This is a genomic window from Nocardia sp. NPDC127606, from assembly GCF_042671725.1.
Classification (GTDB): domain Bacteria; phylum Actinomycetota; class Actinomycetes; order Mycobacteriales; family Mycobacteriaceae; genus Nocardia.
The window spans coordinates 658,890-683,939 of the sequence record NZ_JBHXWQ010000002.1 but is presented as its reverse complement, the minus strand read 5'-3'; the positions used below and the strand labels follow the sequence as shown (position 1 = coordinate 683,939).

The following is a 25,050-nucleotide window of genomic DNA, read 5'->3' as shown; positions in this document are numbered from 1 at the left end:
AGGTTAGCCTAGGCTGACTTACGCTGGAACTTGCTCTACGGAGGGTGTACCCATGACGACTGTTCGGACTTCGCGCGGCTGGCGACGCGCGGCGGTGGCCGTGCTCGCCGGTGCCCTCGCCTTCGGTGTCGTGGCCTGCGGTTCCAGCGAGGACGAGGCCGCCTCGGGCGAAGCGGTGACCATCACCCACGCCCGCGGCGAGACCACCGTCCCCGGTACCCCGAAGAAGATCGTCGCCCTCGGCAACCAGTGGCTCGACAGCTCGCTGGCGCTCGGCGTGGTCCCCGTCGGCTACATCGACAACGTCTCCGCGGTGTCCAAGAGCACCCCGCCGTGGACGCCGGAGTCCCTGAAGGCGGCCACCGCCCTCAACACCACCGGCAATATCGCCGAGCAGGTCGCGGCGCTCGAGCCGGACCTGATCCTGGCCGACCCGTTCATCGCCGATCAGAAGACCTACGACGACCTGTCCAAGGTCGCCCCGACCCTGCCCGCGCTGACCAAGGACGCTGTCACCCCGTGGCAGGACCAGGTCACCGCGCTGGGCAAGGTGCTGCACAAGGAGTCCGACGCGAGCGCGGTGATCAAGAAGGTCGATGACAAGGTCGCCGCCATCGCCACCGCCAACCCCGGGCTGAAGGGCAAGACCTTCGCCAGCACCTGGCTCGCGAGCCCCGCGCAGCTGATGGTGCTGACCGACCCCAACGACGGTTCGGCCAAGGTGTTCACCGCACTCGGCATGGGCATCCCGGCCAACCTCACCGCGCTGCCGGCCAACCAGGGCCGCCTGGCACTGTCGCCGGAGAAGGTCGACGAGCTCACCGCCGATCTGCTGCTGGCCGGCTACTCCCCCGGCCTCGACGAGAAGTACCGGCAGCTGCCGGGTTACGCCGATCTGCCGTCGGTGCGCAAGGGTTCGGTCGTCTTCCTGACCACGCAGGAGATCAGCGCGATCAACCAGCCCAGCGCACTGTCGGTGCCGTACATGCTGGACAAGCTCGAGCCCGCGTTCGCCGCTGCCGCGAAATAGGCTCCGCCCCAGACCGGTTCTACCCCCGAGGATTTCACCGTGCTCGCCTCCGCTTACCCCGCCCAGACCCGATTCGCCCTGCGCGCGGGCGTCACCTGCCTGACGACTCCCGCCGGCGCGGTGCTGCTCAACCCGCCGCGCAACGAGAAGCTGACCGGTCTGGGCGCGGGGGCGCTGCAAGCGCTGAAAACCCTGAACCAGGGCCCGGCCACCGCGGCGGAAATGGCGACCGCGGCAGCCGGCGACGACATCACCGCCCTGATGCGCAAGCTCACCGACGGCGGCTGGCTCTCGGTGACAGTCCGCGACGGCGGCCGCGACCTCTACAGCATCCGCCCCTTCGCCGACCCCGCCCCACGCCCCACGGTGGCCCTGCCCACCTGGTCGGCGACCCTGTCGAAATTCGCTGTCCTGCACCGCGACAACCAGGGCTTCGTCCTCGAACACCCCCAGGCTTGGTGCGACCTGCGCATCCACGACCCGCGCCTGCTCGCCCTGCTGGACGGCCCCCTCGCCGCCGATTCGCCGGTGCCCGCCGCCGTGAAGACCCAGTTCATGGCCGACCTGCAGTGGTGCGGCTTCCTGGTCGACGGCGACGAGGAAGAGCGCGAGTTCACCACTCGCTCCTGGAACACCCCCGACCTGTGGTTCCACCGCCGCAGCACCCTCGGCGCCCGCACGGTGACCTGGGACGACTTCGGCCCCACCCGCTGGGCCGACGGCCAGTTCCCCGAATTGCCCTTGCGCCGCGCGTCGTTCGATGGCGAGCCGGTCGCCTTGGCGGCGCCGGACCTGGTGTCGCTGCGCGTGTCGGATCCGAGCCTGGCCGCCACCATCGAAGACCGCGTCTCCACCCGCGCCTTCGACGACGCCGCCCCCATCACCTCGGTGCAGCTGGGCGAATTGCTGTTCCGCACCGCCCGCACCCGCGAGGACGGCTCCCGCCCCTACCCCTCCGGCGGCGGCGCCTACGAACTCGAGATCTACCCCGTGGTGCGCAATGTCGCAGGCCTGGAAAACGGCATGTACCACTACGACTCGGCCGACCACGCCCTGCGCCCGGTCGCGCCCGCCGACGCCCCCGCCGTCCAGAAGCTCCTCAAATCCACCTCGGCGACCCTGGCAGGCGGCGCGCAACCCCAAGTCCTGCTACTGGTTTCGGCCCGCGCGGGCCGCGTCATGTGGAGCTACGAACAGGTCGCCTACGCCAGCATCCTCAAACACGTCGGCGTCCTCATGCAGACCGTCTACCTCGCCGCCACCGCCATGCACCTCGGCGTCGTCGCCCAGGGCTTCAGCGACACCTCCGCTTTCGCCGCGGCCACCGGCCTCGACGAGCTCGAAGAGTGCAACGTGGGCAGCATCATCATCGGCTCCCCCGCCCGCTGACATCACCGCCGCCTGGTGAGACCTGCGTCACACCATGCAACCTCCGGCGTCTGCCGCGCGTCCAAACCTATGACGTGCTTCCTGACAGATCGAGGGTCTCATGAACGACGATTGGTCGGCGCCGACACAGGCATCGAACAACGCTTTGCGTGCGCAGATCGATTCGATGCTGGATACCTTCACCGCGGAGAAGTCGGCCCTGCTCGACGCCCAGTCCCAGGCCACCCAGCTCGTGACCGCCTGGTCGGCCGACGGGTTGGTCCGCGCCTGCGGCACCATCGCGGGGATCTCGGAGGTCCACATCGAGCCGGATGCCTTCAAACGGTCGACCCCTGAGACCCTCGGCCGGTCGGTCACCGAGGCGATCGCCGAAGTAGCCGCCCGAGCGGTCCAGACCCAACAGCAAGCCCTCGCCCCCCTGTCGGACCTGAGCGCGAACATGCCGGACCTCCCCGACCTGATCCCGGGCGCCCCCAGCATGAAAGACCTCATCGCCCAGCTGACGCCGCCACCGCCACCGGCCCCCGAACCGGTCGCGGACTCACCCCACAGCCTCGTCGATGACACCGACGACGAAGAAGGCGAATACTTCCGCAACCGCGGATACCTCCGATGAGCTCGCTGAAAGCCGACCCGCAAGCGCTGCGCGGCACTCAGCCGTCGTTCACCTCGGTCGCCGACACGATCACCACCGGCGCCCAGAAACTGGCGGCCGTGATCGCGGCGGAGGGTGAGTGCTGGGGCAGCGACGAGATCGGCCAGTCGTTCGCCAAGAACTACACCCCCGGCGTCGAGCCCGGCCAGAAGGCGGTGACCGGCCTGGCGACGGTGATGACCCAACTCGGCGAGAACATGGTCAAGGTCGCCGAAGCGCTACAGACCCAGGACACGACACGCGCCGGTGAGATCGACAAGGCCACAGGGTCGCTGTAGTGGGCATCGAGATCCCCGACGAGCTCGCCTGGGTAGCCAAATACATTCTCGGCGCGGGTGATTGGCCCGAAGGTGACGAAACGGCGATGCGCCGGGTCGCCGACGGGTGGACCGCCATGGCCAAAACCCTCGACACGGTCGACGACAGCGCCGCCCTCGCGCTGAACGCCGCCCTGACGGCGCTGTCCGAAGGCGAAACCCACACCGCCATCACCGCTTACCGCGACAAGCTGCTGTCGGGCGACGAAGCGACCTTCACCGCTGTTCGCAAGTGGTGTGCGAAACAGGCCGAACTACTCGAAGACGGCGCCAACGATATCGAGCACACCAAACTGGTGATCATCGCGACGATGGTCATCGCCGCGGTGGAGATCGGTGCGGCGATCGCGACCTCGTGGACAGGTGTCGGCGCCGTAGCCGGTGTCGCCGCCCGGGTGGCCGCCCAGGTCGCGGTGCGGGTGGCGATCAAGCAGCTCATCGCCCGCATGCTCACCCGCGGCGCCGCGAAGGCAGCCGCCCGGTTGGCTCTGCGCGGCGCCGCGTTCGAGGCACTCGAGGAAGGCGGCACCGATCTCGGCGCACGGCTGATCCAGGTAGCCAAGGGAGACCGCTCCGCCGACAAGTTCGGCTGGACCGATCTGGGCCTCGCCACTTTCGGCGGCGCGGTCGGCGGTGCGGCAGGCGGCCTGCTCGGCGGCGGCACCGGCGCGCTCGGCGATGTCGCCTCTTCTACCGCGGGCAAACTCGCGGGCAAGGTCGTCGGCGGCACCGTCACCGAACTGGGCGCCGACCTCTCCGCCCAGGTCGCCACCGCAGGAGTCGGTGCGGCCTTCCTCGGCCAGGAATTCAAGCTGGATGTAGGCGTGGACACCTTCACCAGCGCTGGAGCGGGTGGCGTCCAGAGCGCGCTGGAGTCCAGCAGCCACGGCGGAAACAGCACGGCCCCCACCGTTCCCGATCTGGGCACCGACGTTCCCGGGTCCACCACGCCCGCGGGGACCGATACCCCCTCCGGTGATCAGAGCCCGAACGCATCCGACAACACCGGCCCGAACGCGCCGGCAACGCCGAGCAACGGCGACACCGGCGGATCAACGAACCCAGCATCCACCGCTCCCACCGGAGACGGCGCAACCCCACAAAATGGTTCGCCCAACCCCTCGACACCGGGAGAATCCACACCTTCGAGCCCCAATGGCAACGGCGCGAACGAAACTCCGCCCACTGGCGACTCCGCACCGTCGAACCCGAACAACAACGGATCCACCGACGCCGGGCAAACCGCACCTTCGTCCAACGGATCCCCCTCCCCCGGCGACACGACACCGTCCAGCCCGAACGGCAACGGGTCCAACCCGACCCCACCGACCGGCGACACCACACCGTCGAGCCCGAGCAGCGACACCCCCACCGCGACACCCCAGACCGGCGAGTCACCATCGGCCCCGAACAGCAACGCCCCCACCGAAACACCGTCTACCGGCGACACCTCGCCCTCGAACAACCCCACGAACACATCGCCCACAGGCGACACCCCAACGCCCAACCCCACAGGCTCGTCGCTGGACCTCCCGAACCAGGATTCCTCGACCCAGCCGAACGCCCCCATTGATACGGCCCCGAATGCCGCTACCGGACAACAGAACCCGACTCCGAGCGACAATGCGCGAGCCGACACCACCCCCACATCACCGGCGAATCCCCAACCCACGACACCAGCCCCCACCAACACACCGGATTCGACCACCCAACAACCGACCACATCGACACCCACCACTCAGGAGTCGGCCCCACAGCAATCACCGACTTCGACCCCCGCCGCAACCACCGGTTCGCCGCTGTCCACAACCTCCCAACCGGCAACCCCTTCGAACAACCCCACCCACACCCCGGCCGACACCACTCGGCCGACCACATCAGAAACATCGACGGCCACGGCCACAGCCTCGACTACGCCCACGGTTCAAACCGTAAATACCACGCCCACAACAACTCCCACCACAGCCAGCACACCGCCCATCGCCACTCCGACGTCCACGCCGACACCCCCGATCAGCCCGATTCCAGCATCAGCGCCGTCATCACCCAGATCGAACACCCCCACATCGACCTCCACAACAACTCCGGCACAGGTCACCTCGACGCCGACCACCCAGACTGCGCTGCCAACCGACCAGACCCCGTCTCCGCCTAGACCGACAACTCCGCCAGCGGCGTCTGAAACACACACAGCAACCAGTCCCGACAGCCGACCTGGCTCTACCCCGACCACCGACCTCACTCGGACAACACCGCAAACCCTCACGCCCACTCCAACTCCGACGAACCAGGTACCCGACGCAGGTCACAGCCCTGACGCCCGCCCGCTGCGCGAGGCACTGCGTAACCAACCGCCACACGACGGCCGCACAACCACCGTCGACCGCAACCCGTCTCAGCCACGGCCCTCATACCGAATTCGCCGCTTCCAGGTCGGCAGCCGATGGGTCTCGGTAGCCACTATCCGCGCCCACATCCCGAACGCGCACCTGATGACACCGGCCGAGCTGAATCTGGAAATGGAATACGCCCAGAGCGCGGTTGATGCCGCCTTCAACCACGGTCAGGATCTCCTGAGCCGCGCCCCGTCGGTCGGCGACCAGTTCCTGGTCGACCTCGAATTCACCACCGACCCGAACGCAGCCGATCTGCGCCTGAACACCCAGCAACACCAGTTCGACCTGGCCAACGATCTTCGCGAACACATGGGCTTGCCTCGAAGCACGCCGGACACCCCGCTGAGTCCGGATGACCTCCGCACGATCAGCAACGACATCGCCCGCGCCAACACGCCGGCCCGGTTCGCCAACCCCTCCGACACGCGGGTTATGGCCCCGGGTCGCCTCGAGCCCGTCGAGCAGGCGGCTCACCAGCAACGGGTTGAGGACCAACTCCGCGATGGCAGCAGATTCACGATCGGCGCCGACCCTCGAACGCACCCATACGGCACGTCGGTCAACGACGGCGGCCCGACACGGGGCGGCCGAAGCAATAACTGCCTCGACTGTTCCCTCTCAGCGTTGTCGTCGTTCTACGGTGTGCCTCAGGTCTCGGCGCCACGGTGGCCCGACCCATTGCCGAACGGCTCTCGAGACAACCGCAGTGGCGAACGATTCGGCACCGCACGAGCTGAAAACTGGCTCGGCCGGAGTTTGAGCCATTTCCCTGGACTACCGATCCAAGATCAGTTCCGCGAATTGCACAACCATATCGCCGGCCTCGGTCCAGGCTCGGCCGCGTTGGTCATCAACTGCTGGCACGCACGCGACAGCAATGGAAACCCTCGATTCAACGCCGACGGTTCCCCCCTGATCCTTGCCTCGCACGCAACAGTCATTGTCTACCCGCCCGGCGCAGCGGGGCCCGTATGGTGGGATCCGCAGTCGGGCGCCACCTCCGACGTCCCGCCCCCAGACATGGTCGCCCGCTCGGCCGCGCTGGACTTCATTCCCATCGACGCACACGGAGGTATCCAGAATGCCGGAGCCAATTCTCACGGCGGAACAGGCCAACCAGCTGCTGACCAAAGTGTTCGGACCGAACCAGAAGTTTCAGATGATGGAGACCAGACACGGCTGGGTGGCCCAAGCGATTCTCTCCCAGGAGGAATTGGATCAGGGCATGGGCTTGGGGCTGGGGAACTACGTACTGAACAAACAAACGGGAGTCGTGACAGCTCACCGGAGCCTGCCGCCGGACATGATCGGGGAGGAATTCGACCAGGCGATCGAAACGGGTCAACCGATCCAGGGGGGCCAGGTGTATCCCCCACTCCGTCGAATCCACCTGCTGAAAACCTTCGAGGATCCGCAGACAGTCCAGTATCAAGTCCACGTGACCGACCTGGATCAACCGAGCAACCCGGAGACGACCGAACTGATCACGATCAACAAGGAAACCCTGTACTTCCATCCGAGCGGGGGCCCGCTCTCAGAAGCGACAGCATGGGCCGAGATGCTCAGCCGGACAACGGGAATCTGGCCGATGGAGGAAACGATCGAACGGTAACCGGCGCCCCGGACACCGACCCGGCGACCGCTTCTCCCGTCGCCACAACGCCGCCGCCCGTAATCGATCACAACCTGGCTGCACCGTCGCCTACCGGGACGCCGACCGCCGACCCCACCCCGGCGTCAGATATCGCTTCACCCGCGGAGCGATCACCGTACGTCGAGGCCGGTGGCGCGAGACGCCCTCGCAACGTCTACGACACCGAGGCGCAGGATGCCTGGGCCAACAACGCTTACGACCACATCCGCAGTACAGACAATGACATCGACGGAATGGTCGCGGCACTCGCCGGCGTTCAGCGCCACGATGGCTCCGTGGGATTCGATCGGGCCGAGCTGGAGCGGATCAAAGACCATCTCTTCAGAGAAGAGCATCCGCTGAGCATTACCGACGACGACGGTAATGACGTCGGGATCGAATATCGGCGATACGACGCGTACGCCGATATCGCCGAAGCCTGGATGCGGATGTCCCTCGGCCGAGCAACTCCCGACGACATCGTCTTGCTGGAGCACGAGCTGGCCGAAGCGCAATATTATGAAAGCCATCCAGGGGCGCCGTATCAGGAAGCTCACCAGTTCGCCAATCTGAGCTTCAACTGGGAAGCGATGCAGCACTCTCGTACCGGCGAGAACATCGATGAATGGAGTTCGATCTATGGCAATGTATCTGGTGTTCCGGCTGGAGTCGGAGACCGACCAGGAAGTGACGTACCGGTTCGGCGGGGCGGATCACAATCTCAATCGGTCCCTGACAATCAACAAGGCGGACTACTCGGTGAAGGTCGCGGACGGGAAGGAGGACGCGATGGCCGTGAGAACAGCAGGCACAGCGATGACTCGCCACCGGCAGGACGGAGTCTGGATCAAGGCGGGCAACTTCCAAGCCTGAACAACCCCCAGCCACGCCAATCCGGCGGTCACAACAACGCAAGCAATCAACCACCGAATTTCCCGTCGAGTCCCCCTGCGTCATCGCCGGATTCGGCGCCACGTCAGCGTCCAGCCGCTGTTCCACCTGCGACGGACAGCACAGGTGCCACTCCGGCTCAGCAGGGCCCAGTGAGGGTGACATCGCCCGCGCAACAAGCCGCGCTACCCCAACCAGTCGCCCCGCCCCAATCCTCCCCAACTACAGGCCTGTCCGCCGACACCTCCCCGCACGCGGTATCTACCAATACCGCGACCGCGCAATCGGCGAACTCAGCAGGGCGGCCACCGACCGATACCAGCGCGGAGCAGTCTCCTCGACCGACCCCGCCGCAGACATCACCGACACCGCAGCAGGTGCACGAAGCCAACCGATCGCGAGCCGCTCGCGAGAATTTGCGTCGCCAACGGCCCGATGGAGGAGTTCGGCCGGTCACCGACGCACGTGGCAACCGTCGCTTCACCCTGGGCAGATTCACTACCGCGTTCAGTCAGCCCGTGTCGATGCTCCGGATCGGCCTACACATATCCGGCGGCGGCAGCATCGATCCGGCACTCGTCCAGGCGCTGATCGAACGCGCCCAGTTCGCGGTCGACCTTCGCTTCAACCGAGGAAGCCGGCTTCCATCCGGCGATTGGATGATGTTCGATCTCGTCCCGGTCAGCGACCCCTCCGCGGCAGATATGAGCATCGATCTCGACCAGGCGAATCCGCACAGCACGCCGATCGACGCCGACCTCGACGCCCTCACCGCAACGTTGCGAGAACAGCTCGGGCTGGATCCGGCTACGGAGAACGAACTTTCACCCAGCGACGTTCAGCGGATCAACAACGAAATCGACCAGGCCGTGCCGACATCGCCGACTACGTCCTCACGAACCGCTCCCGGCCCTGTCACAAACGATTCGTCCCTGGATCTTCCCTCACAGCCCGCGAACCCGGCGAACCGTCCTGATTCAACGGTGAGCGCGCCCAACGTCGCGTCTCCTCATCCGACGTCTCCACGGACAGAATCGCCGAATCAGAGCCACCCCCAGCATGCTCCGACGGCAGCGAACAACCGCACCCAAATCCCTCCTCTGGCACCGGATCATCGCGCACCTGAATCAACCGCGAACCCACCCGGCTCGATGTCGCCGACAGGCGCCTCGAACCCCTCCGCCGACTCGAACAATCCTGATTTCACCCCCCAGACTCCCCAGTGGCATCAATCATGGGGAGCACCACACCCCGACCAGCGCTCGCCCGGAGCCATGCGACGAATTGTCCGCAAGCTCTTCGGAGTTCGGCCGCGTCGAACCATTCCGGCCATACCACCACCTACCCCGCCGATTCAGCGACCTCCCTCCGCTGCACCGAGAGCTCTTCCTGCCGAAAGCAGTCATCAACAATCGACGGCACCACAAGATTTTTCGGACCTTCCGTACAGTGTCGGTCCGCCGTATACGACGCAGGAAATGAATTCTACTTACCGAGGTGAGCACGAGGTCGGGAATTCCGTCTGGCCACACCCGCTACGAGTGGCGTATCTGGATGAATCCTTACGACAGAGAACCAGGCTCTATATAGTAGATGGAAAGATCTACACGGCCGACGGGAAATTGTTCGATACAAGTTCCGGCACTACCACATGGGGCGGTGCGGGTCGAGCGATTTTCGTCATGGACGAGCATGGCAATCTATATGCATCGAATTACCATGAGCCTGGACTTTTCCACCATTCCAGCTTCCTTGCTGGCGGAAATGTTGCCGCAGCGGGAGAGTTGGCGGCAATCGGCGGCGAACTCCAGATGCTCACCGACCGCAGCGGACATTACCGACCCTCTCGCGGGCATACGATGCAAGCCATCAATCTACTCAGAAACATGGGCATCCCAATTGCTCCAGGACAAGTCCATTTCGAAGCGCCACCACAATGAACGGAGCGACGTGAACCACTGGCAGGGTGTCATTAATTCGATACTGTACTCAGTGCAGTTCGAGCAGAAACTCGACAACAGCGTTGTCGACAGGATCGCGTATGCACTGGTAACCGAACCCCTCTCCACATTGACCCAGGATGAGGAGTATCAGGTGCTGTCCAATGGCCTAGCGAGCGACTCACCTATTCCGACAGTTGTACCGATGCGCCAAGAACCCGCGGAGCTGCGCGAATTCATCAGCAGAGTTCTGGCACGCATGGACAGTATGCGCCCCTGGCCCGCGTTGCCCTATCATCGATTGCCCGAAGACAGCATATCAGCCTTCAAGAATGCGACACCGATCGCACGAATTTCGTCGAGCGTCAACGACGTCGAGAGCAGCATATCCCGCGGATTCTATTGGGGAACCGAATTCGGCACCTTCATTCCATTGCGGATGAGATCCGGCAGAGTCATCGGCATGTTCACTCCATTTTGGGACGATAGTGATGACATTGTTCTGGTCGATGCCACGCACGAGCCCGACCGAAGCGATGTCATCGATGAATTACTGTCGGTAACGCGAATAGACCCCAGCACAGTAACACGCTTGACAGCTGAAGATTTAGAGACATTTACAGACGAGTATGCAACAACCCCGATTCAATCCAATTTTAGCGACGAGAACATACCTGGCAATTCCGTATGGGACGGCAAGCAGGTAGCCTACTTGACATCCGAAGAGCGGGAGGCCTATCGCCTTACTGTCCGCGATGGATTGCTCTATGACACAAGAGGCCAGTTGTACGATACAAGCAACGCTCGTACATTATGGTCACCGGAAGGCGGGCGGGCGATTTTCGTCATGGATAGCGGCGGCACCCTCTACTCCTCACCGCATCACGTCCTAGGCGAATTTCATCACTCCAGTTTCCTCGCGGGAGAACCTGCGGCCGGCGCCGGTGAGCTCGATGTCAGGGCGGGGCGCACCCGGCTGATCAGCGATCAGAGCAGCCATTACCGCCCAGCGCGACGGTTCACCGAACAAGTTGTCGACAGCCTCGCTCGGCAGGGCGTTCAGGTCGACGACTTGCAGATCGAATATCATTCACCTCCAGACCGGATCTAGACGATATACCGCAAATTGCAGCTGGGCCGACCGGAAGCCTCTACGCCCCAAACGGTGGACTTGCTCCCCGACGGCACTGTGCCAATCTTCTTTGTTCAGATTCATGACGATTGACCAGCAGGGAGCAACGAATGGCGCCGCCACAGCTGCGAACAGTGGAACAAGTGCGGGACTACTTGGCGCAGATATTCCCGGCGCGGGAATTCAGCCTCCTTCAGAGCCGACATGCCTGGATCTGCCGCGAGATTCTGACCCCGGCGGAGATCGCGGAGGGGACGGGTTCAGGCCTGGCGAGCTACGCGGTGGACAAGGAGACCGGAGTAGTCACCACACAGTCGAAGCTTGGCACTGACAACGATCGGCGAGATGTACGACTCGGCGATCGAGTCCAGGACTCCGATCCAAACCGAACAGATCTATCCCCCGCTGAATCGACTGACGCTCCAACAGATCCGGCAAGACCCGGAGACGGTCGAGTACCTGGTGACGGTCGAATCGACAGCGACAATCCCGCCGACCAGAGAAGACCTCAATCTGATCATCGACAAGGTGACCCTGGAAACCACTCCGTACACACCGTTGGCACCGATGGTGGCCGCGAGGGCGGCGTGACGTCGGCAGCGCAACGGCACGTGGCCGACAACGGAGACATTCGAGGTGTAGTCGGTACGTCGGACGCGACCCGCCTGGCCACCGCACAACCTGACCAGCGGGTCGGTCGAACTCTGGTCGATGCCCGTCGATACCCAAGGAGTAGCCAATGCCGGTTCCACCGCTGGTCACCAAGGAACAAGTGCGGGAATTCCTAGCGGAAGCGTTTCCAACCCAGACCTTCTCGGTGATCGAGTTCAACCACGGGTGGGTGTGCCGACCGGAGCTGAGCCCGGAACAGAAAGCAGCGGGCCAGGGACTCGGCCAGACGAGCTACGTCCTGAACAAACAGACCGGGATAGTGACAGTGCACCCCAGCCTGCACCCGTGGACGATCGGCGAGACGTACGACCAGGCGATCGAGACCGGTCAGCCGGTGAACGGGCGTCAGATCTATCCCAAACGCCGACGGGCGGCATTCCAGCGACTGACGGAGAACAGCGAAACGATCACATACCAAGTGACAGTGACGTCGTTGATCAATCCGCCGGAACCAACCGAGACGTACCAGCTGACATTCAACAAGCGAACCCTGAAACCGGACCGACGCGGATCGATGGACTCACTGGTGATCTCGAAAGCCCAATGGCTCAGCCGCAGGCAACAGAGTTGGCCGACGGACGGGACGATCGAGGACTAGTCAGTCCGACCGGATGCGGGAGACCCCGACACAGGTCGTTCAGACGATGACCTCGAACGCGAGCCCAGGTTGTGACGTACATACAAGATATTGCCCGACCGCTGACGGAATCCGGTCTCGTCGCCCCCGAAGCCATCAAAGGATGCACCCCGCAAGAGGTTGATTCCCTGATGGAGGCTCAACACGTATCGCACATACCCGAATCCTATAGGGAATTCTTGTTATTCGGCGGCCGCGATCCGTACTGGCTCAACCGTGGTGGCGAGTGGGACTACGACTGGCTGCTCGAAGGAAAGGAAATTGCCCGCGAAATTGTCGAGGACGACTACCACGAAGATTTCACACCGTTTGCCGAGTCGTTCATTTTCCAAACCCACCAGGGCTACATGTTCAACTTTTTTCGCCAGGAGGACCTGGAAGAACCTGACCCATACTTCTGGATCTACACCGGCGACAGACCTCTCCGAAAGAGCACGACCCGTTTCACCGCTTGGATCAACATTCTCGCCGAGGAGCTCCCCCGGGCGATCGAGCTGAGAAATCGAATGCATGGCAACTGAGATGAACCGGATAGATGCCGAACTCCAGGCGTTGATTTCCGCGGGTGCGGGTGGCGGGGATGGCGATACGGGGGCATCGGGCCGATGGGGTCTGGCCCAAGTCTGGTATTCACCAGGCGTGAGGGGTCGGGTGCGGGCGTAGGGTCGCGTTCATGGCTTGCAAGATCACCGAACTCGTCATCGATTGCGCCGACCCGGAACTGCTGGCGGGCTTCTGGTGCGAAGTGCTCGGCTATGTCGTGCTCGACCGGGACGAGGGTGATGTCCAGATCGGCGCGCCGGGAACCGAATTCGGCGGGCCGCAGCCCACATTGCTGTTCAGCCTCAGCACCGACCCCCGGCGAGGGAAATTGCCGATGCACCTCGATGTGAACGCGACCGACCGCGATCAGGACGAAGAACTACAGCGTCTACTCGCCGCGGGCGCCCGCAAGGTCGACATCGGACAGACCGGCACCGAAACCTGGCACGTGCTGGCCGACCCCGAGGGCAACGAATTCTGCCTGCTGCGTCGGCGAGTGGGGACAGTGTGAGCCATCCGGCGGTCGGGTCTACCGGCCTGCTCCGGCCGGCGACCATCGCTCAGGCGGGGATCGGTTCGGATCCGTCGAAGGGTGGGTAGGTGTCGCCGGTGGTGCGTTCGGCGGCGGCGATGTAGACGGCCAGGGCCTCGCGGGATTGCGTGAGACGGTCGATTTGGTCGTCGAGGCGGTGGAGGCGGGTTCGCATGGCGGACAGCAGGTCTGGGCAGGCGGGGAGGGTGGGGGCTTCGCCTTCCGCGCAGGGTAGGAGGTAGGCGATGTCTTCGGAGGACAGGCCGGCGCCGAGCAGGTGGCGGATCTGTTTCACGCGCAGCGGGGCGGTGTCGTCGTATTCGCGGTAGCCGTTCGGGCTGCGGTCGGCGGCGATCAGGCCCTGGGCTTCGTAGTAGCGCAGTTGGTGGGCGTTGACGCCCGTGCGGGTACTCAGTTCGCCGATTCGCATCGCAACCTCACTTGACCTTCATACCGGTATCAACGTTGATGATGCTGCCATGCACAACGCAACCGAAACACCTGTGACTGTCATCGGACTCGGCCTCATGGGTCGATCGCTCGCCGGCGCGTTCCGCGCGGCCGGGCATCCCACCACCGTCTGGAATCGGACACCCGCCAAGGCCGACCGGCTGGTGGCCGAGGGCGCGCGACTCGCGCCGACCATCGGCGACGCCCTGCGGGCGAGCGCGATCACGATCGTCTGCGTCACCGACTACCCGGCCGTGCGCGAACTGTTCGCCACGAGCGATGTCGACGGCACGACGCTGCTCAATCTCACCTCGGGCGACTCGGCCCAGGCCCGCGAAACGGCCCGCTGGTTCGAGCAGCGCGGCGCCCACTACCTCGACGGCGCGATCATGGCCATCCCGCAGGCGATCGGAACTCCTGACGCGGTGATTCTGCACAGCGGTCCACAGGCGGACTTCGACACACACCGGAAAACCCTCGAAGCACTCGGCACCGTCACCTATCTCGGCGCCGACCACGGCCTGGCCGCCCTGTACGACGTCGCGGGTCTGACCATGATGTGGAGCGTGCTGAACGCGTGGCTCCAGGGCACCGCCATGCTCCGAACCGCCGGTGTCGACGCCGCGACGTTCGCCCCGTTCGCGCAGATGATGGCGACCGGGGTGGCCACCTGGCTGCCCGGCTATGCCGAGCAGATCGACAGCGGTTCCTATCCCGCCGAGGTGGCGGCCCTGGAGACCGACGCGCGAACGATGGCGCACCTGATCGAGGAGTGCGAGGCGCTCGGCGTCAACGCCGAGCTCCCGAAGCTGTTCAAGGCCATGGCAGACCGCTCTATCGCCGCAGGTCACGGCGGTGAACAGTATCCCGTGCTGATCGAAGAGTTCGCCAAGCCGCGCACCGACTGACGCGCACCGTGTGAGCGAGAGGCAGCCCGGCTGACTCCGCGTGCCAGAAACGACGATGCGGCCACGCAGCACCGGCATCGCCCAGCCTCGGTGTCCTACCCGTTCACCACGTCGGCGAGCGTGATGATGGTCTGCTCCCAGAGTTCAGCGAAGCGCGCGGCCTGGTCTTCGGTGAACAGGGACGCGCTCCAGCGGAAGTTGGTTGTCAGGGCCGGACCTTCGGGGGTGGTGCCGATGCCCGCGATGACGTCGACCGCGTAGCGCAGGGGTAGGTCTGGTTCCGGGTCCAGCGGAAGTGCTGTGTCGTGTTCGCCGACGAGCAGCGACCAGGGGTCGGATTCGTTGCCGCTGAGATCGATTCGGCCGAGGTAGTTGAATTCGACCTGGGGTTCGGCGGCGGACCGGAGTTCCGCCGCGCGGTTGACGTAGCGCAGCAGACCGTAATCCAATCCCTGGTTGGGGATTTCGCGCAGGTGCGTCGAGACGGAGTCGAGCAGAGCACGGGCGGCAGCCGGGTCCGCTTGCGCACGTGCGATATCCACCGCGTTGTCACCGACGCCGAGGCGGACGGGGAAGACGCTGGTGAACCAGCCGAGGGTGTTGGCCGTGTCGGTGCCGAGGGTGGTGTCGGCGCGGCCGTGACCCTCCATGGCGATCAAGGCGCCTGCGGCCGGGTCGTTTCCGTTGTCGGCGTGCAGCGAGGCCATGGTCATGGTGAGGGCGGTGAGCAGGAACTCGCGGACACCCTCGTCCTTGCCGACGCGGTCGAGGAGACGGTCGGTGACCGCGACCGGCGTCGCGACCGTGCTGACGCGCAGGCTGGACCAGGTGTCGGCGGCCGGTGCCGGGTGCCGCGAGCCGAGGGCGGCATCGGGCCCTCTGACCTGCGTGGCCCAGTAGTCGCGCTGGGCAAGGACTTCCGGTGCGGACGCACGCTGCCACATGGCCTCGGACCACTGCCGGTAGGAGGTGAACTCGGGCAGCATCTTCGGCGTCACGCCTGCTTGGATCTGCTGCCAGGCGGCGGCGAGGGCGTCGAGCATGATGTGCCAGGACACGACATCGACCGCTAGGTGGTGCACCGCGAGCAGCAGGATGTCGTCACCGGAGCCGGAGACCGGCACGTCGGCAGCCGCGCCTGCGATTTCGGCGACGTCGACGGCCGACTCGGCACCCGCGAACCACACTGCCCGAACCATTTCCCCGGCCCGCGGGTCGATCGCGTCATTGGCGATCCGCGCGTATTTCGTGATGGCCGTGTCGAGTTCGGTGCCGCGGAGCCCTCGGGGTGCTTCGATGACGAGGTCGGCGGCGTTCACCACTCCGGGCGCGCGCGTGACCATGCGCGGTCCGTCCGGTGTATCGGTGAGCACCGCGCGCAGCGTGTCGTGCGCGTCGAGCAGCGCCTGGAGAGTGGATTCCAGTGCCGCACGGTCGATTCCGGCCGGCAGACGCAGTAGCGCGGCCTGGGTGAAGCGGCGGTAGTTGCCGTATTCGTACATCCAGGAGACCACCGGCAGCGGCGGGACCACACCGTAGGCGTCGGCGCCGGACTGCGCGGCGGCGGCCGGTGCGTCATCGACGGCGGCGGCGAGTTCGCGAATGGTCGGGCAGGCCAGCACCATGCGCGGATTGAGGGCGAGGCCGCGGCGGCGGGCCTTGTTGACCAGCGAGATCGCGACGATGCTGTCTACGCCGAGTTCGTAGAAGTCGGCGTCGATGCTGGGGGCGCGGCCGTCGAAGAGTTCGGCGAACAGCTCGCTGAGCGCGATCTCGGTGGGCGTCTCGGCGGCCGCGTTGCTGTCGGCGACCGACAGCGACTGCTCGGCGAGCTCGTTCAGCGCGGGACTGTCGAGCTTGCCGTTGACGTTCACCGGCAGCTGGTCCATCACGACGATCCGCGCGGGAATCATGTACGCGGGCAGGCGTTGCGCGAGATCGGCACGCACCCGGCTGACGATCACGGCGCGACCGGCCTTGCCGACGACGAAGCCGACCAGCGACGCGCCACCGGCACGGCGCACCACGGTCACCGCGGCGGTGTCGATATCGGCCGAACGCCGCAGCGCGGTCTCGATCTCGCCGACCTCGATGCGATAGCCGCGCACCTTCACCTGGGCGTCGGCGCGGCCGAGGTAACCGAAGCGGCCACCCGGGAGTCGACGCACGAGGTCGCCGGTGCGGTACATGCGCGCACCGGGGCGCGTCGGGTCGGCGACGAAACGGTCCGCGGTGATGGCGGGTTTGCCGAGGTAGCCCCGGGCCAGCTGCACGCCGGACAGGTAGAGCTCGCCGACGATGCCCTGCGGGACCGGTCGTAGCCGGGAGTCGAGCACGTAGCCGACCATGCCGCCGTTGGCGGTGCCGATCGTGGGGATCTCCGAGGTGGCGACGGGCGCGACCACCGCTTCGACCGTCGTCTCGGTGGGTCCGTAGCAGTTGTACACAGCCGTGCCGGGGAGCGCGCGCAACCGCGCCCACAGGGCGGTGTCGATCGCCTCGCCGCCGAGGGCCAGCACCGACAGTTCGCGATCGAGCAGGCCCGCTGCCGCCAGCTGGGCGAGCATCGACGGGGTCGTGTCGATCATGTCGATGTCGAATTCGGCCATGCCGGAGACGATTCGGTGCGCGTCGCGCATCTCCTCGGCGTCGAACAGGTGCAGCGCCTGCCCGGCGAAGAACCCGACCATCGGCTGCCAGGAGGCATCGAAGCCCAGCGACCAGGCGTGCGCGATCCGCAGGGGGCGGCCGAGCTTTTCCATGGCCGGGCGGTAGAAGCGCGCGAGGTGATCGGCGAAGTAACCTGCCAGGGCGGCGTTCGTGCCGACGACACCCTTGGGTTCGCCGGTCGAGCCGGAGGTGAAGATGATGTAGGCGCTGTGGTCGAGTTCGCGGTTCACCGCGGGGGCCTGTGCGGGCCGGGCCGCGACCCGCGCGACGACGGCAGGCTCGTCGAGCGCCAGTACCGGCACCGATCGGTGTTCGGCCGTGGTGTCGGCGGCCGGCTCGGTGGAGTTGTCGAGCAGCGTCCGGTCTCTGTCGAGGACGACGGCGAGGACCGGATTCGACTGGCGCAGAATCGAGGCGATCCGGGCGGCCGGGAGCGTGATGTCGACCGGGACGTAGGCAGCGCCCGCGGCGAACGTCGCCAGGATGGTGATGATCGAGCGCGTGCCACGCGGGAGCATCAGGGCGACAACGGTTTCCGGGCCGACGCCGTGGGCGCTGAACTCCCCCGCCAACCGGCAGGCTTCGTCGTGCAGCGCGCGGTAGGTGAGAACCTCGCCAGAGGTGGTGGTGAGGGCGATCGCGTCCGGGGTCGCGGCGGTCTGCCGCTCGAACAGTTCCCACGGGGTTGCGGTCGGTGCCGCAGTGGTATCCGTTGCGGCGCTGCGGAGTTCGGCGTGCTCGGCCTCGGTGAGCAGGTCGATCGCATCGGTGGTCGCGGTGGCGTCGAGGGTCGGCAGGGTGCACAGGACGGTCAGCATCCGTGCGCCGAGGTCGGCGGGGTCGAGATGACCCAGGAGCGCGGGAATCGCTTCGACGAGGACGAGGAGTTCACCGTCGCTCAGGTGGGAGACGACCGTGAGCGGGTAGTGCGCGAGGCTTTCCATCTCGATCGGCCGGAACCGGGCGCCGTCGGGGGCGGTGACCGTCTGGATGGCGTCGTCGATGGGGGCGTTCTCGAAGACGAACAGGGTGTCGAACAGGGCGCCGTGACCGGCCGCGCGTTGCAGGGTCGACAGGCTGAGGTACCCGATGTCGCGCATGGTGGCCGAATCGCGTTGCAGGCGTGCGCATTGCGCGACGACCGGCTCGGCGGAGTCGAGGCGGTGCACGACCGGGACGGTGTTGATGAACAGCCCGACCATGCCTTCGACGCCCGCGAGCTTCTCGGGGCGGCCGGAGATGGTGGTGCCGTAGACCACGTCGCGACGGTCGGTGATGCGGCCGAGCAGCAGCGTCCAGGCGAACTGGACGGCGGTGTTCAGCGTCATTCCGTTGGTGCGCGCCCACTGCTGCAGTCGCTCGGTTTCGGTGGCGGACAGCCGCAGTCGCGTGGTCCGCGGAACGGCGGAGCCGCGATCGCCGGTGCCGTCGGCCAACACCAGCGGCGCGCTGACCTGCTGTAGGTACTCTGCCCAGCGGCGGGCGGCGGCGTCGTGGTCCTGCGCGCCGAGCCAGCCGATGTAGTCACGGTAGGGCCGGGGCGCGGGCAGACCGTCGAGGGTGCCGCCCGCCCGGTAGACGGCGAGCAGCTCGGTGAAGAACACCGCGACCGCCCAGCCGTCCATCAGGATGTGGTGCGCGGTAAGGATCATCCGCTTGCGCGGCTCGGGCGCGTCGGTGACGTCGAGCAGCAGCACACGCAGCGCGGGACCACGGCTCAGCACGAACGGGACACGCCGCTCGGATTCGGCGATCGCCTCGAATTCCGTGGTGAGCGCGTCGCGTTCGGCCCATGGCAAATCCGCGCGCGAGGGGATGATCTGCACCGGCTTGGGCACGTCGGTATCCCAGAACGCGGCACGCAGGTTCGGATGACGGTCCAGCATCGCCTGCGCGCTACGACGCAGCAGGTCGGTGTCGAGCGGACCGTCGATATCGACCACGAACTGCATCGTGTACAGGTCGATCTCGGTGCCCGTCAGCCGGGACAGGGAGAACAGCCCCTCCTGCAGCGGGCTCAGTGCGAGTACGTCTTCGATCTGCGGCGCACTCATGCTGCGTCCCTTCCTAACTGCTGGGTCATCGGCGACGTTCTGCTCATCCCTGCGCGGACCAGGCGGCCGTCAGCGCGGACAGGGCATCGGATTCCAGGCCCGACGCGCTCATCGGCGCATGCGAAACCTGTTCGGGCTCATCGGCTTGCGTCGCGTCACCGGCGGCGGCGGCGTCGACGGCAGCGGCCAGTTCGGTGATCGTGGCGCATTCGAACACCAGCTGCGGCGACAGCGGCAGGCCGAGGGCATCGGCGCGGGCCGACCACTGGATGGAGATGACGCTGTCTCCGCCGAGGGCGAAGAAGTTGTCCTCGCCGACGACGTCGTCGATTTCCAGCAGTTCCTCGATCAGCGCGATCAGGGTCCGCTCGGTGTCGGAGTCGGTCGCCGCACCGGTGGCGACGGCGCTCGCGGCCGCCGGGGCGGGGGTGGCCAGCAAGCGCTCGAGATCCGCGGCGGGCAGCACACACAGGTCGGCGACCGGCAGGTCCGGCGTTTCGGCGAAGGCGCGCAGCGTGGCGGCGAGCGCGTCAGCGATCAGCGCGGCCGTGGCCGGGTCGTACAGATCGGCGTTGACGACGACGCGGACGTCCATGCCGCCGTCGGCGGTCACGTTCAGGCTCATGTTCAGATCCAGGAACGAGACGTCGAAGTCGGCGGGCAGCACGGTGACGGTGCTCTCCCCCGAGGTCGCGAACGGGAGCGTGGTGGGCGCCCAGTCGGCGCCACGGAAGTGGATCATGCTCTGGAACAACGGGTTCCGCGAGCGCGAGCGACGCGGGTTGAGCGCTTCGACCAGGCGCTCGATCGGAAGCTCCTGGTGGGCGTTGGCGTCGAGCACCACGTTGCGTGCCCGAACCACGGTGTCGCGCAACGTCGGCGCGTTCGACAGGTCGTTGCGCAGCACGACCATGTTGGCGAACAACCCGATCAGGGCGGTCGTCGCCGGGTCGGTGCGCGCCGCGACGGGAGTGCCGAGGGTGATGTCGCTGCCACCACCGAGGGCGTGCAGCAGGGTGGCGACCGCGGCCTGGCACACCATGAATTCGGTGGCGCCACTGCGGACCGCGAGTGATTCGAGCCCGGAGCGCACGGCGGCGGACAACGAGAAGCTCACCACTTCGCCGCGCTTGCCGAGCACCGGCGGACGCTGCCGATCGTGGGCGACCGCGATCTCCTCGGGGACGTCCGCGAGCGTGGCCCGCCAGTAGGCGATCTGGTCGGTGGCGAACGCGCTCGGCGCGGCCTGGTCGAACAGTTCACGCTGCCACAGCGCGTAGTCGGCGAACTGGACCGGCAGTGGCGCCCAGTTCGGGGCGCCGCCCTGTTCGCCGCGAGCCCGGTAGGCGGCGGTGAGGTCGTCGAGCAGCACGCCGAAGGACGCGTGGTCGGCGACGATGTGGTGCACCAGCAGCGAGAGCACGTGGGCGTCCGTGTCGAGCACGAGCAGTTCGGCGCGGATCAGCGGCTCACCGTCGAGGGTGAAGTGGTAGTCGGCGATCTCGGCGAGTGCCTCGGTGAGCTGGTCGGCGGCGATCTCGCGCACCGGCAGCGGGACCGGAGCGGCGGGGTGCACCACCTGGTAGGGCACGCCGTCGTGTTCGGGGAAGGTGGTGCGCAGCGACTCGTGCCGGGCGACCACGTCATCGAGCGCGGCACGCAGGGCCGCGATGTCGAGCGCGCCGTCGAAGCGCAGGGCCAGCGGCAGGTTGCCGACGGAGCCCGCACCCTCCATCCGGTACTGGAACCACATCGCCAGCTGCGAGTACGACAGCGGAACACGCTCGCCGCGCGGGCGCCCACCGATCGCGGGGCGAGTGGACCGCACCGGTCCGGCGGTCGCGGTATCCGCCGTCGCGGTTTCCGCGGGCGCGCTCTCGGCGGGGGCGTCCTCGAAATCGTTGTCGACGGCGTCGAGGTCGATATCGAACTCCGCCAGGAAGCGGGCGACCAGGTTGGCGGCCAGGGCAGCGGGGGTCGGGCTGTCGAACACGACGCGCACGTCGAGTTCGATGCCGAACTCCGCGCGGACCTGGGCCACCAGGCGGGCCGCGAGCAGGGAGTGCCCGCCGAGTTCGAAGAAGGAGTCCTCCGCACTGACCTCGTCGAGGTTGAACAGGGCGCCGAACAGGGCGCACACCTTGCGTTCGGTGGCCGTGGCCGGGGCGCGGTGGGTGCGCACCACGGCGGGGGTCGCCGTGGGCAGGGCGCGCTTGTCGAGCTTGCCGTTGACGGTGAGCGGGATCTCGGGGATCACCGCGAACGCGCTGGGCACCATGTATTCCGGCAGTCCGCCTGCCGCGAACGCGTGGACCTGTTCGAGGTCGACGGTGCCCTCGGCGGGCACCACATAGGCGGCCAGCATCGCGCCGATGGCGGGGTCCTCGGTCACCACGACAACACAATGGGCGACGGCGGGATGCGCGGCGATCGCGGCCTCGACTTCGCCGAGTTCGATGCGGAAACCACGCACCTTCACCTGCTCGTCGGCGCGGCCGACGAACTCGAGCTCGCCGAAGGTGTTGCGGCGCACCAGGTCACCGGAGCGGTACATGCGGGCGCCCGCCGCGGGGCCGCCCTCGGCCGCCGCGAACGGGTCGGCGACGAAACGCTGCGCGCTCAGCGCGGGACGGTCCAGGTAGCCGCGGGCGAGCTGGTCGCCACCGAGGTAGAGCTCACCGACGACGCCGTCGGGCACCAGCTGCAATGCCTCGTCGAGGACGTAGGTGTACACGTTGCGGTTGGGGACGCCGATCGGCACCACGCCGGTGCCCTGCGGACCCGCGACCGGCATATGGGTCGAGCAGACCACGGCCTCGGTCGGTCCGTAGTGATTGCGGAGTTCGGCCTCGAGTGTGTTGAAGAACCGGTCGGCGACCTCGCCGGGCAGCGCCTCGCCACCGACGGGAATCTGGCGCAGCGATTGCCATTCGCTGATCTCGGGCAGCAACAGGAACGTGCTCAGCATCGACGGCACCATGTGCAGCACCGTCACCTGACGGCGGGTGATCAGATCGGCGACGTAGCGGATGTCGCGGAAAGCGTTGGGCTTGGGCACGATCAGCTGCGCGCCGACCGTCAGGGTGATCGCGATGTCGACCAGCGAGGCATCGAAGCTCACCGACGACGACTGCATCAGGCGGTCGGCGGCGGTCATGTTCCAGTCGGCGGTGAAGCAGACGATGTGTTCGGCGATCGCGTTGTGCGGCACCGGAACACCCTTGGGCTTGCCGGTGGAGCCGGAGGTGTAGATGACGTAGGCCAGGTTCGCGGGGAGCAGTGGACGCAGGCGCTCGGCATCGGTGGGCGCGGTCGCGGGGAGCGTGGCCGCCATCTCCTCGGCAGCGGCCAATTCGACTGCGCCGAGCAATAATCGAGGGTTCGCGTCCTCGACCAGGTACTCGATGCGATCCTCCGGGTAGGCCGGATCGATCGGGAGATAGGCGCCACCGGCCTTCAGCACGGCGAGCACGGCGACGATGAATTCCACCGAGGTGCCGAAGCGAAGACCGACGAGGTCCTCGGTACCGATGCCCTGCCCGATCAGCCAGTGGGCCAAGCGATTCGCGCGCGCGTGCAGCGCGGCGTAAGTGAGTTCGGTGTCGTCGGAGAGCACTGCGAGCGCGTCGGGCGCGTCGGCCGCGGCCGATTCCAGCAGCGCGACAAGGGTGGTCGCCGGTTCCGCCACGAGGGCGCCGTGCGAACGATCCAGCAGGGCCGCGCGGTCGGTGGCACCGAGCATGTCGAGGTTGGCGAGTCTGCGCCGCGGCTCGCGCAACGCACTGTCGAGGAGCTGACCGAAGTGCGCGAGCAACTGGTCGATGAGGGCCTCGGCGAGCACATCGGTCTGGTACTCGGCTTCCACCACCGCGGTGCCGTCGGCCTCGAGCACGATGGCCAGCGCCAACGGCACCTGCGCGCTCGCCGCGCCGAGTTCGAGCTGGGTGGAGCTCACGCCGTCGAGGGCGAAACCGTCGGCGCTCTTGCGCACCGAGAAACCGAGGCGGACCAGCTGATCCAAGCCGTCGCGGCCGGCCACCCGATCCGGGTTCGCCTCGCGGACGACACGATCGATACCGACACCGCGGTGCGCGAAGGCGCCGGTGCAGGTGTCGCGGACCGAGGCGACGAGCTGGGCGAAGTCGGCGTGGGCGCCCATGGTGGCGCGCAGCAGCAGGGTGTTGCCGAAGTAGCCGATGAGCTGCTCGGTGCCCGCGGGGCGGTCGGTCACCGGGATGGAGACGAGGAAGTCGTCGGCGGCGGTGTAGCGGTGGATCAGCGCGTCGAAACCGGCGAGCAGCACCATGAACGGGGTCGCGGCCTGTTCGCGGGCGAACTGTTCGGTGCGGGTGACGAGCTCGGCCGACAGACGGTGGGTGCGGCGCTGGGCGTTGCGGCCGGGGGTGGCCGAGGCAGAGCCGGGCAGTTCCAGGGGTTCGGGCAGCGGGCGCAGGGCCTCGCGCCAGAACGCCACGTCGGCCTCGGCGGGTTCGGCGGTCGAGGCGATGGCGGCGAACTGCACGGTGTCACGGCCGACGGCGGTGGCACCGCCTGCGGCGTTCGCTTCGTCGGGCGAGGCGCTCGGCTGCCCGGCCCGGTACGCGGCGTTCAGTTCGGCGAAGAACACCGCCCAGGAGTCGTCGTCCCAGGCGATGTGGTGGATGGCGAGGAGCACGACGTGCTCGTCGGTCCCGGTGCGGATCAGCGTCGCGCGCAGCGGGAGTTCGGTGCCGAGCGCGAAGGGACGACCGAACTCACGCTGGGCCAGCACCTCCACCCGCAGGTCACGGCCCGACTCCGCGAGCTCGGTGAGGTCGTGGGTCGACCATTCGGCCCGTGCGTCGGCGGCGAACGCCTGGTACGGAGTGCCGTCGACGTCCGCGCCGTAGGTGGTGCGCAGGATGTCGTGGCGCGCCACCACCTGGTCGAACGCCGCGTGCAGACGATCGGCGTCGAGCGGGCCGGTGAGGCGGTAGGCGACGCAGATGTTGAGAGCGGTGTCGTCGGCGTCGCGGGTCTGCAGGAACCACATGCGGCGCTGGCCGGGGGTGAGCGGACGCCGCTCCCCCACCGGAATACGCGGTACGGCCACGGGTTCGGCGTTCACCACGGCCATGCCGCGTTCGCGCAGCTTCTGCTGGAGCAGCAGTTTGCGGCGCTCGGCGACGGACAGGGTGGCTTCGGTGTCAGACATGTTCTTC

General features: G+C 66.8%; 21 protein-coding genes and 1 pseudogene. 14 read left to right on the top strand and 8 right to left on the bottom strand.

The features are described from left to right. The first annotated feature begins 52 nt into the window (after nucleotides 1-52). The 4 genes from ACFVJ5_RS13895 (at nucleotide 53) to ACFVJ5_RS13880 (ending at nucleotide 3,352) form a co-directional block, all read left to right on the top strand. Nucleotides 53-1,030, top strand: a complete 978-nt coding sequence (locus tag ACFVJ5_RS13895; RefSeq protein ID WP_379220292.1) for an ABC transporter substrate-binding protein — start codon at nucleotides 53-55, stop codon at nucleotides 1,028-1,030. Nucleotides 1,031-1,069: 39 nt separating this feature from the next. Further along, entirely contained in the window at nucleotides 1,070-2,419 is a 1,350-nt protein-coding gene (locus ACFVJ5_RS13890; RefSeq protein ID WP_379220291.1) for a SagB family peptide dehydrogenase, read from the top strand. 100 nt (nucleotides 2,420-2,519) lie between these two features. Next, nucleotides 2,520-3,035, top strand: coding sequence for a YbaB/EbfC family nucleoid-associated protein (locus tag ACFVJ5_RS13885; protein ID WP_379220290.1), 516 nt, complete (start codon nucleotides 2,520-2,522; stop codon nucleotides 3,033-3,035). Beyond that, nucleotides 3,032-3,352: a hypothetical protein gene (locus tag ACFVJ5_RS13880; RefSeq protein ID WP_378656646.1), complete on the top strand. Its 321-nt coding sequence runs from the start codon at nucleotides 3,032-3,034 to the stop codon at nucleotides 3,350-3,352. Before ACFVJ5_RS13885 ends, ACFVJ5_RS13880 begins: the two co-directional genes overlap by 4 nt. 293 nt (nucleotides 3,353-3,645) lie before the next feature. Here the strand turns inward: ACFVJ5_RS13880 and ACFVJ5_RS13875 are convergent, their stop codons facing one another. From ACFVJ5_RS13875 to ACFVJ5_RS13860, 4 genes are all read right to left on the bottom strand, one after another. Beyond that, entirely contained in the window at nucleotides 3,646-4,278 is a 633-nt protein-coding gene (locus ACFVJ5_RS13875; protein WP_379220674.1) for a hypothetical protein, read from the bottom strand. Nucleotides 4,279-4,370: 92 nt separating this feature from the next. Beyond that, nucleotides 4,371-5,099, bottom strand: coding sequence for a hypothetical protein (locus ACFVJ5_RS13870; RefSeq protein WP_379220673.1), 729 nt, complete (start codon nucleotides 5,097-5,099; stop codon nucleotides 4,371-4,373). Between the two features lie 216 nt (nucleotides 5,100-5,315). Continuing rightward, nucleotides 5,316-5,504 (bottom strand): hypothetical protein, encoded by a 189-nt coding sequence (locus ACFVJ5_RS13865; protein ID WP_379220671.1) that lies wholly within the window; start codon nucleotides 5,502-5,504, stop codon nucleotides 5,316-5,318. A 295-nt stretch (nucleotides 5,505-5,799) separates the two neighbouring features. Then, nucleotides 5,800-6,330 carry a hypothetical protein gene (locus tag ACFVJ5_RS13860; protein ID WP_379220669.1) on the bottom strand — a complete coding sequence of 177 codons (531 nt, stop codon included), beginning with the start codon at nucleotides 6,328-6,330 and terminating at the stop codon, nucleotides 5,800-5,802. Between ACFVJ5_RS13860 and ACFVJ5_RS13855 the strand changes: the two are divergent. Continuing rightward, a pseudogene (locus ACFVJ5_RS13855) lies at nucleotides 6,220-6,768 on the top strand (toxin glutamine deamidase domain-containing protein); the annotation flags it as partial. The gene ACFVJ5_RS13860 and the pseudogene ACFVJ5_RS13855 overlap by 111 nt on opposite strands. Nucleotides 6,769-6,868: 100 nt before the next feature. Continuing rightward, nucleotides 6,869-7,399 (top strand): hypothetical protein, encoded by a 531-nt coding sequence (locus tag ACFVJ5_RS13850; RefSeq protein ID WP_379220668.1) that lies wholly within the window; start codon nucleotides 6,869-6,871, stop codon nucleotides 7,397-7,399. A gap of 152 nt (nucleotides 7,400-7,551) precedes the next feature. On the opposite strand, the gene ACFVJ5_RS13845 is transcribed toward ACFVJ5_RS13850, so the two are convergent. Then, entirely contained in the window at nucleotides 7,552-8,019 is a 468-nt protein-coding gene (locus tag ACFVJ5_RS13845; RefSeq protein WP_379220666.1) for a hypothetical protein, read from the bottom strand. A gap of 40 nt (nucleotides 8,020-8,059) precedes the next feature. Between ACFVJ5_RS13845 and ACFVJ5_RS13840 the strand changes: the two genes are divergently transcribed. The 7 genes from ACFVJ5_RS13840 to ACFVJ5_RS13810 all read left to right on the top strand — a co-directional run bounded on the left by ACFVJ5_RS13840 (nucleotide 8,060) and on the right by ACFVJ5_RS13810 (nucleotide 13,746). Further along, nucleotides 8,060-8,293 carry a hypothetical protein gene (locus tag ACFVJ5_RS13840; RefSeq protein WP_245661592.1) on the top strand — a complete coding sequence of 78 codons (234 nt, stop codon included), beginning with the start codon at nucleotides 8,060-8,062 and terminating at the stop codon, nucleotides 8,291-8,293. A 536-nt stretch (nucleotides 8,294-8,829) separates the two neighbouring features. Beyond that, nucleotides 8,830-10,251 (top strand): hypothetical protein, encoded by a 1,422-nt coding sequence (locus ACFVJ5_RS13835; RefSeq protein WP_379220664.1) that lies wholly within the window; start codon nucleotides 8,830-8,832, stop codon nucleotides 10,249-10,251. Between the two features lie 52 nt (nucleotides 10,252-10,303). Then, nucleotides 10,304-11,362, top strand: a complete 1,059-nt coding sequence (locus ACFVJ5_RS13830; protein WP_379220289.1) for a hypothetical protein — start codon at nucleotides 10,304-10,306, stop codon at nucleotides 11,360-11,362. Nucleotides 11,363-11,704: 342 nt separating this feature from the next. Further along, the gene (locus ACFVJ5_RS13825) at nucleotides 11,705-11,974 is read left to right on the top strand and encodes a hypothetical protein (protein ID WP_379220288.1); all 270 of its coding nucleotides are present in this window, start codon (nucleotides 11,705-11,707) and stop codon (nucleotides 11,972-11,974) included. Between the two features lie 148 nt (nucleotides 11,975-12,122). Further along, a complete protein-coding gene (locus tag ACFVJ5_RS13820) occupies nucleotides 12,123-12,653 on the top strand; it encodes a hypothetical protein (RefSeq protein ID WP_379220287.1) in 531 nt (176 codons plus the stop codon). A 71-nt stretch (nucleotides 12,654-12,724) separates the two neighbouring features. Then, nucleotides 12,725-13,213 (top strand): SMI1/KNR4 family protein, encoded by a 489-nt coding sequence (locus ACFVJ5_RS13815; protein ID WP_379220286.1) that lies wholly within the window; start codon nucleotides 12,725-12,727, stop codon nucleotides 13,211-13,213. A gap of 152 nt (nucleotides 13,214-13,365) precedes the next feature. Next, nucleotides 13,366-13,746 (top strand): VOC family protein, encoded by a 381-nt coding sequence (locus tag ACFVJ5_RS13810; protein WP_379220285.1) that lies wholly within the window; start codon nucleotides 13,366-13,368, stop codon nucleotides 13,744-13,746. A 49-nt stretch (nucleotides 13,747-13,795) separates the two neighbouring features. On the opposite strand, the gene ACFVJ5_RS13805 is transcribed toward ACFVJ5_RS13810, so the two are convergent. Then, entirely contained in the window at nucleotides 13,796-14,197 is a 402-nt protein-coding gene (locus ACFVJ5_RS13805; RefSeq protein WP_379220284.1) for a MerR family transcriptional regulator, read from the bottom strand. Between the two features lie 73 nt (nucleotides 14,198-14,270). Here ACFVJ5_RS13805 and ACFVJ5_RS13800 point away from each other — a divergent pair, with 73 nt between their 5' ends. Beyond that, nucleotides 14,271-15,125: an NAD(P)-dependent oxidoreductase gene (locus ACFVJ5_RS13800; RefSeq protein ID WP_379220283.1), complete on the top strand. Its 855-nt coding sequence runs from the start codon at nucleotides 14,271-14,273 to the stop codon at nucleotides 15,123-15,125. A gap of 95 nt (nucleotides 15,126-15,220) precedes the next feature. Here ACFVJ5_RS13800 and ACFVJ5_RS13795 read toward each other — a convergent pair whose 3' ends face one another. Together ACFVJ5_RS13795 and ACFVJ5_RS13790 are read right to left on the bottom strand one after the other, a co-directional pair. Continuing rightward, the gene (locus ACFVJ5_RS13795; RefSeq protein ID WP_379220282.1) at nucleotides 15,221-19,849 is read right to left on the bottom strand and encodes an amino acid adenylation domain-containing protein; all 4,629 of its coding nucleotides are present in this window, start codon (nucleotides 19,847-19,849) and stop codon (nucleotides 15,221-15,223) included. A 43-nt stretch (nucleotides 19,850-19,892) separates the two neighbouring features. Next, nucleotides 19,893-25,043, bottom strand: coding sequence for an amino acid adenylation domain-containing protein (locus ACFVJ5_RS13790; protein WP_379220281.1), 5,151 nt, complete (start codon nucleotides 25,041-25,043; stop codon nucleotides 19,893-19,895). Between the last annotated feature and the right edge of the window lie 7 nt (nucleotides 25,044-25,050).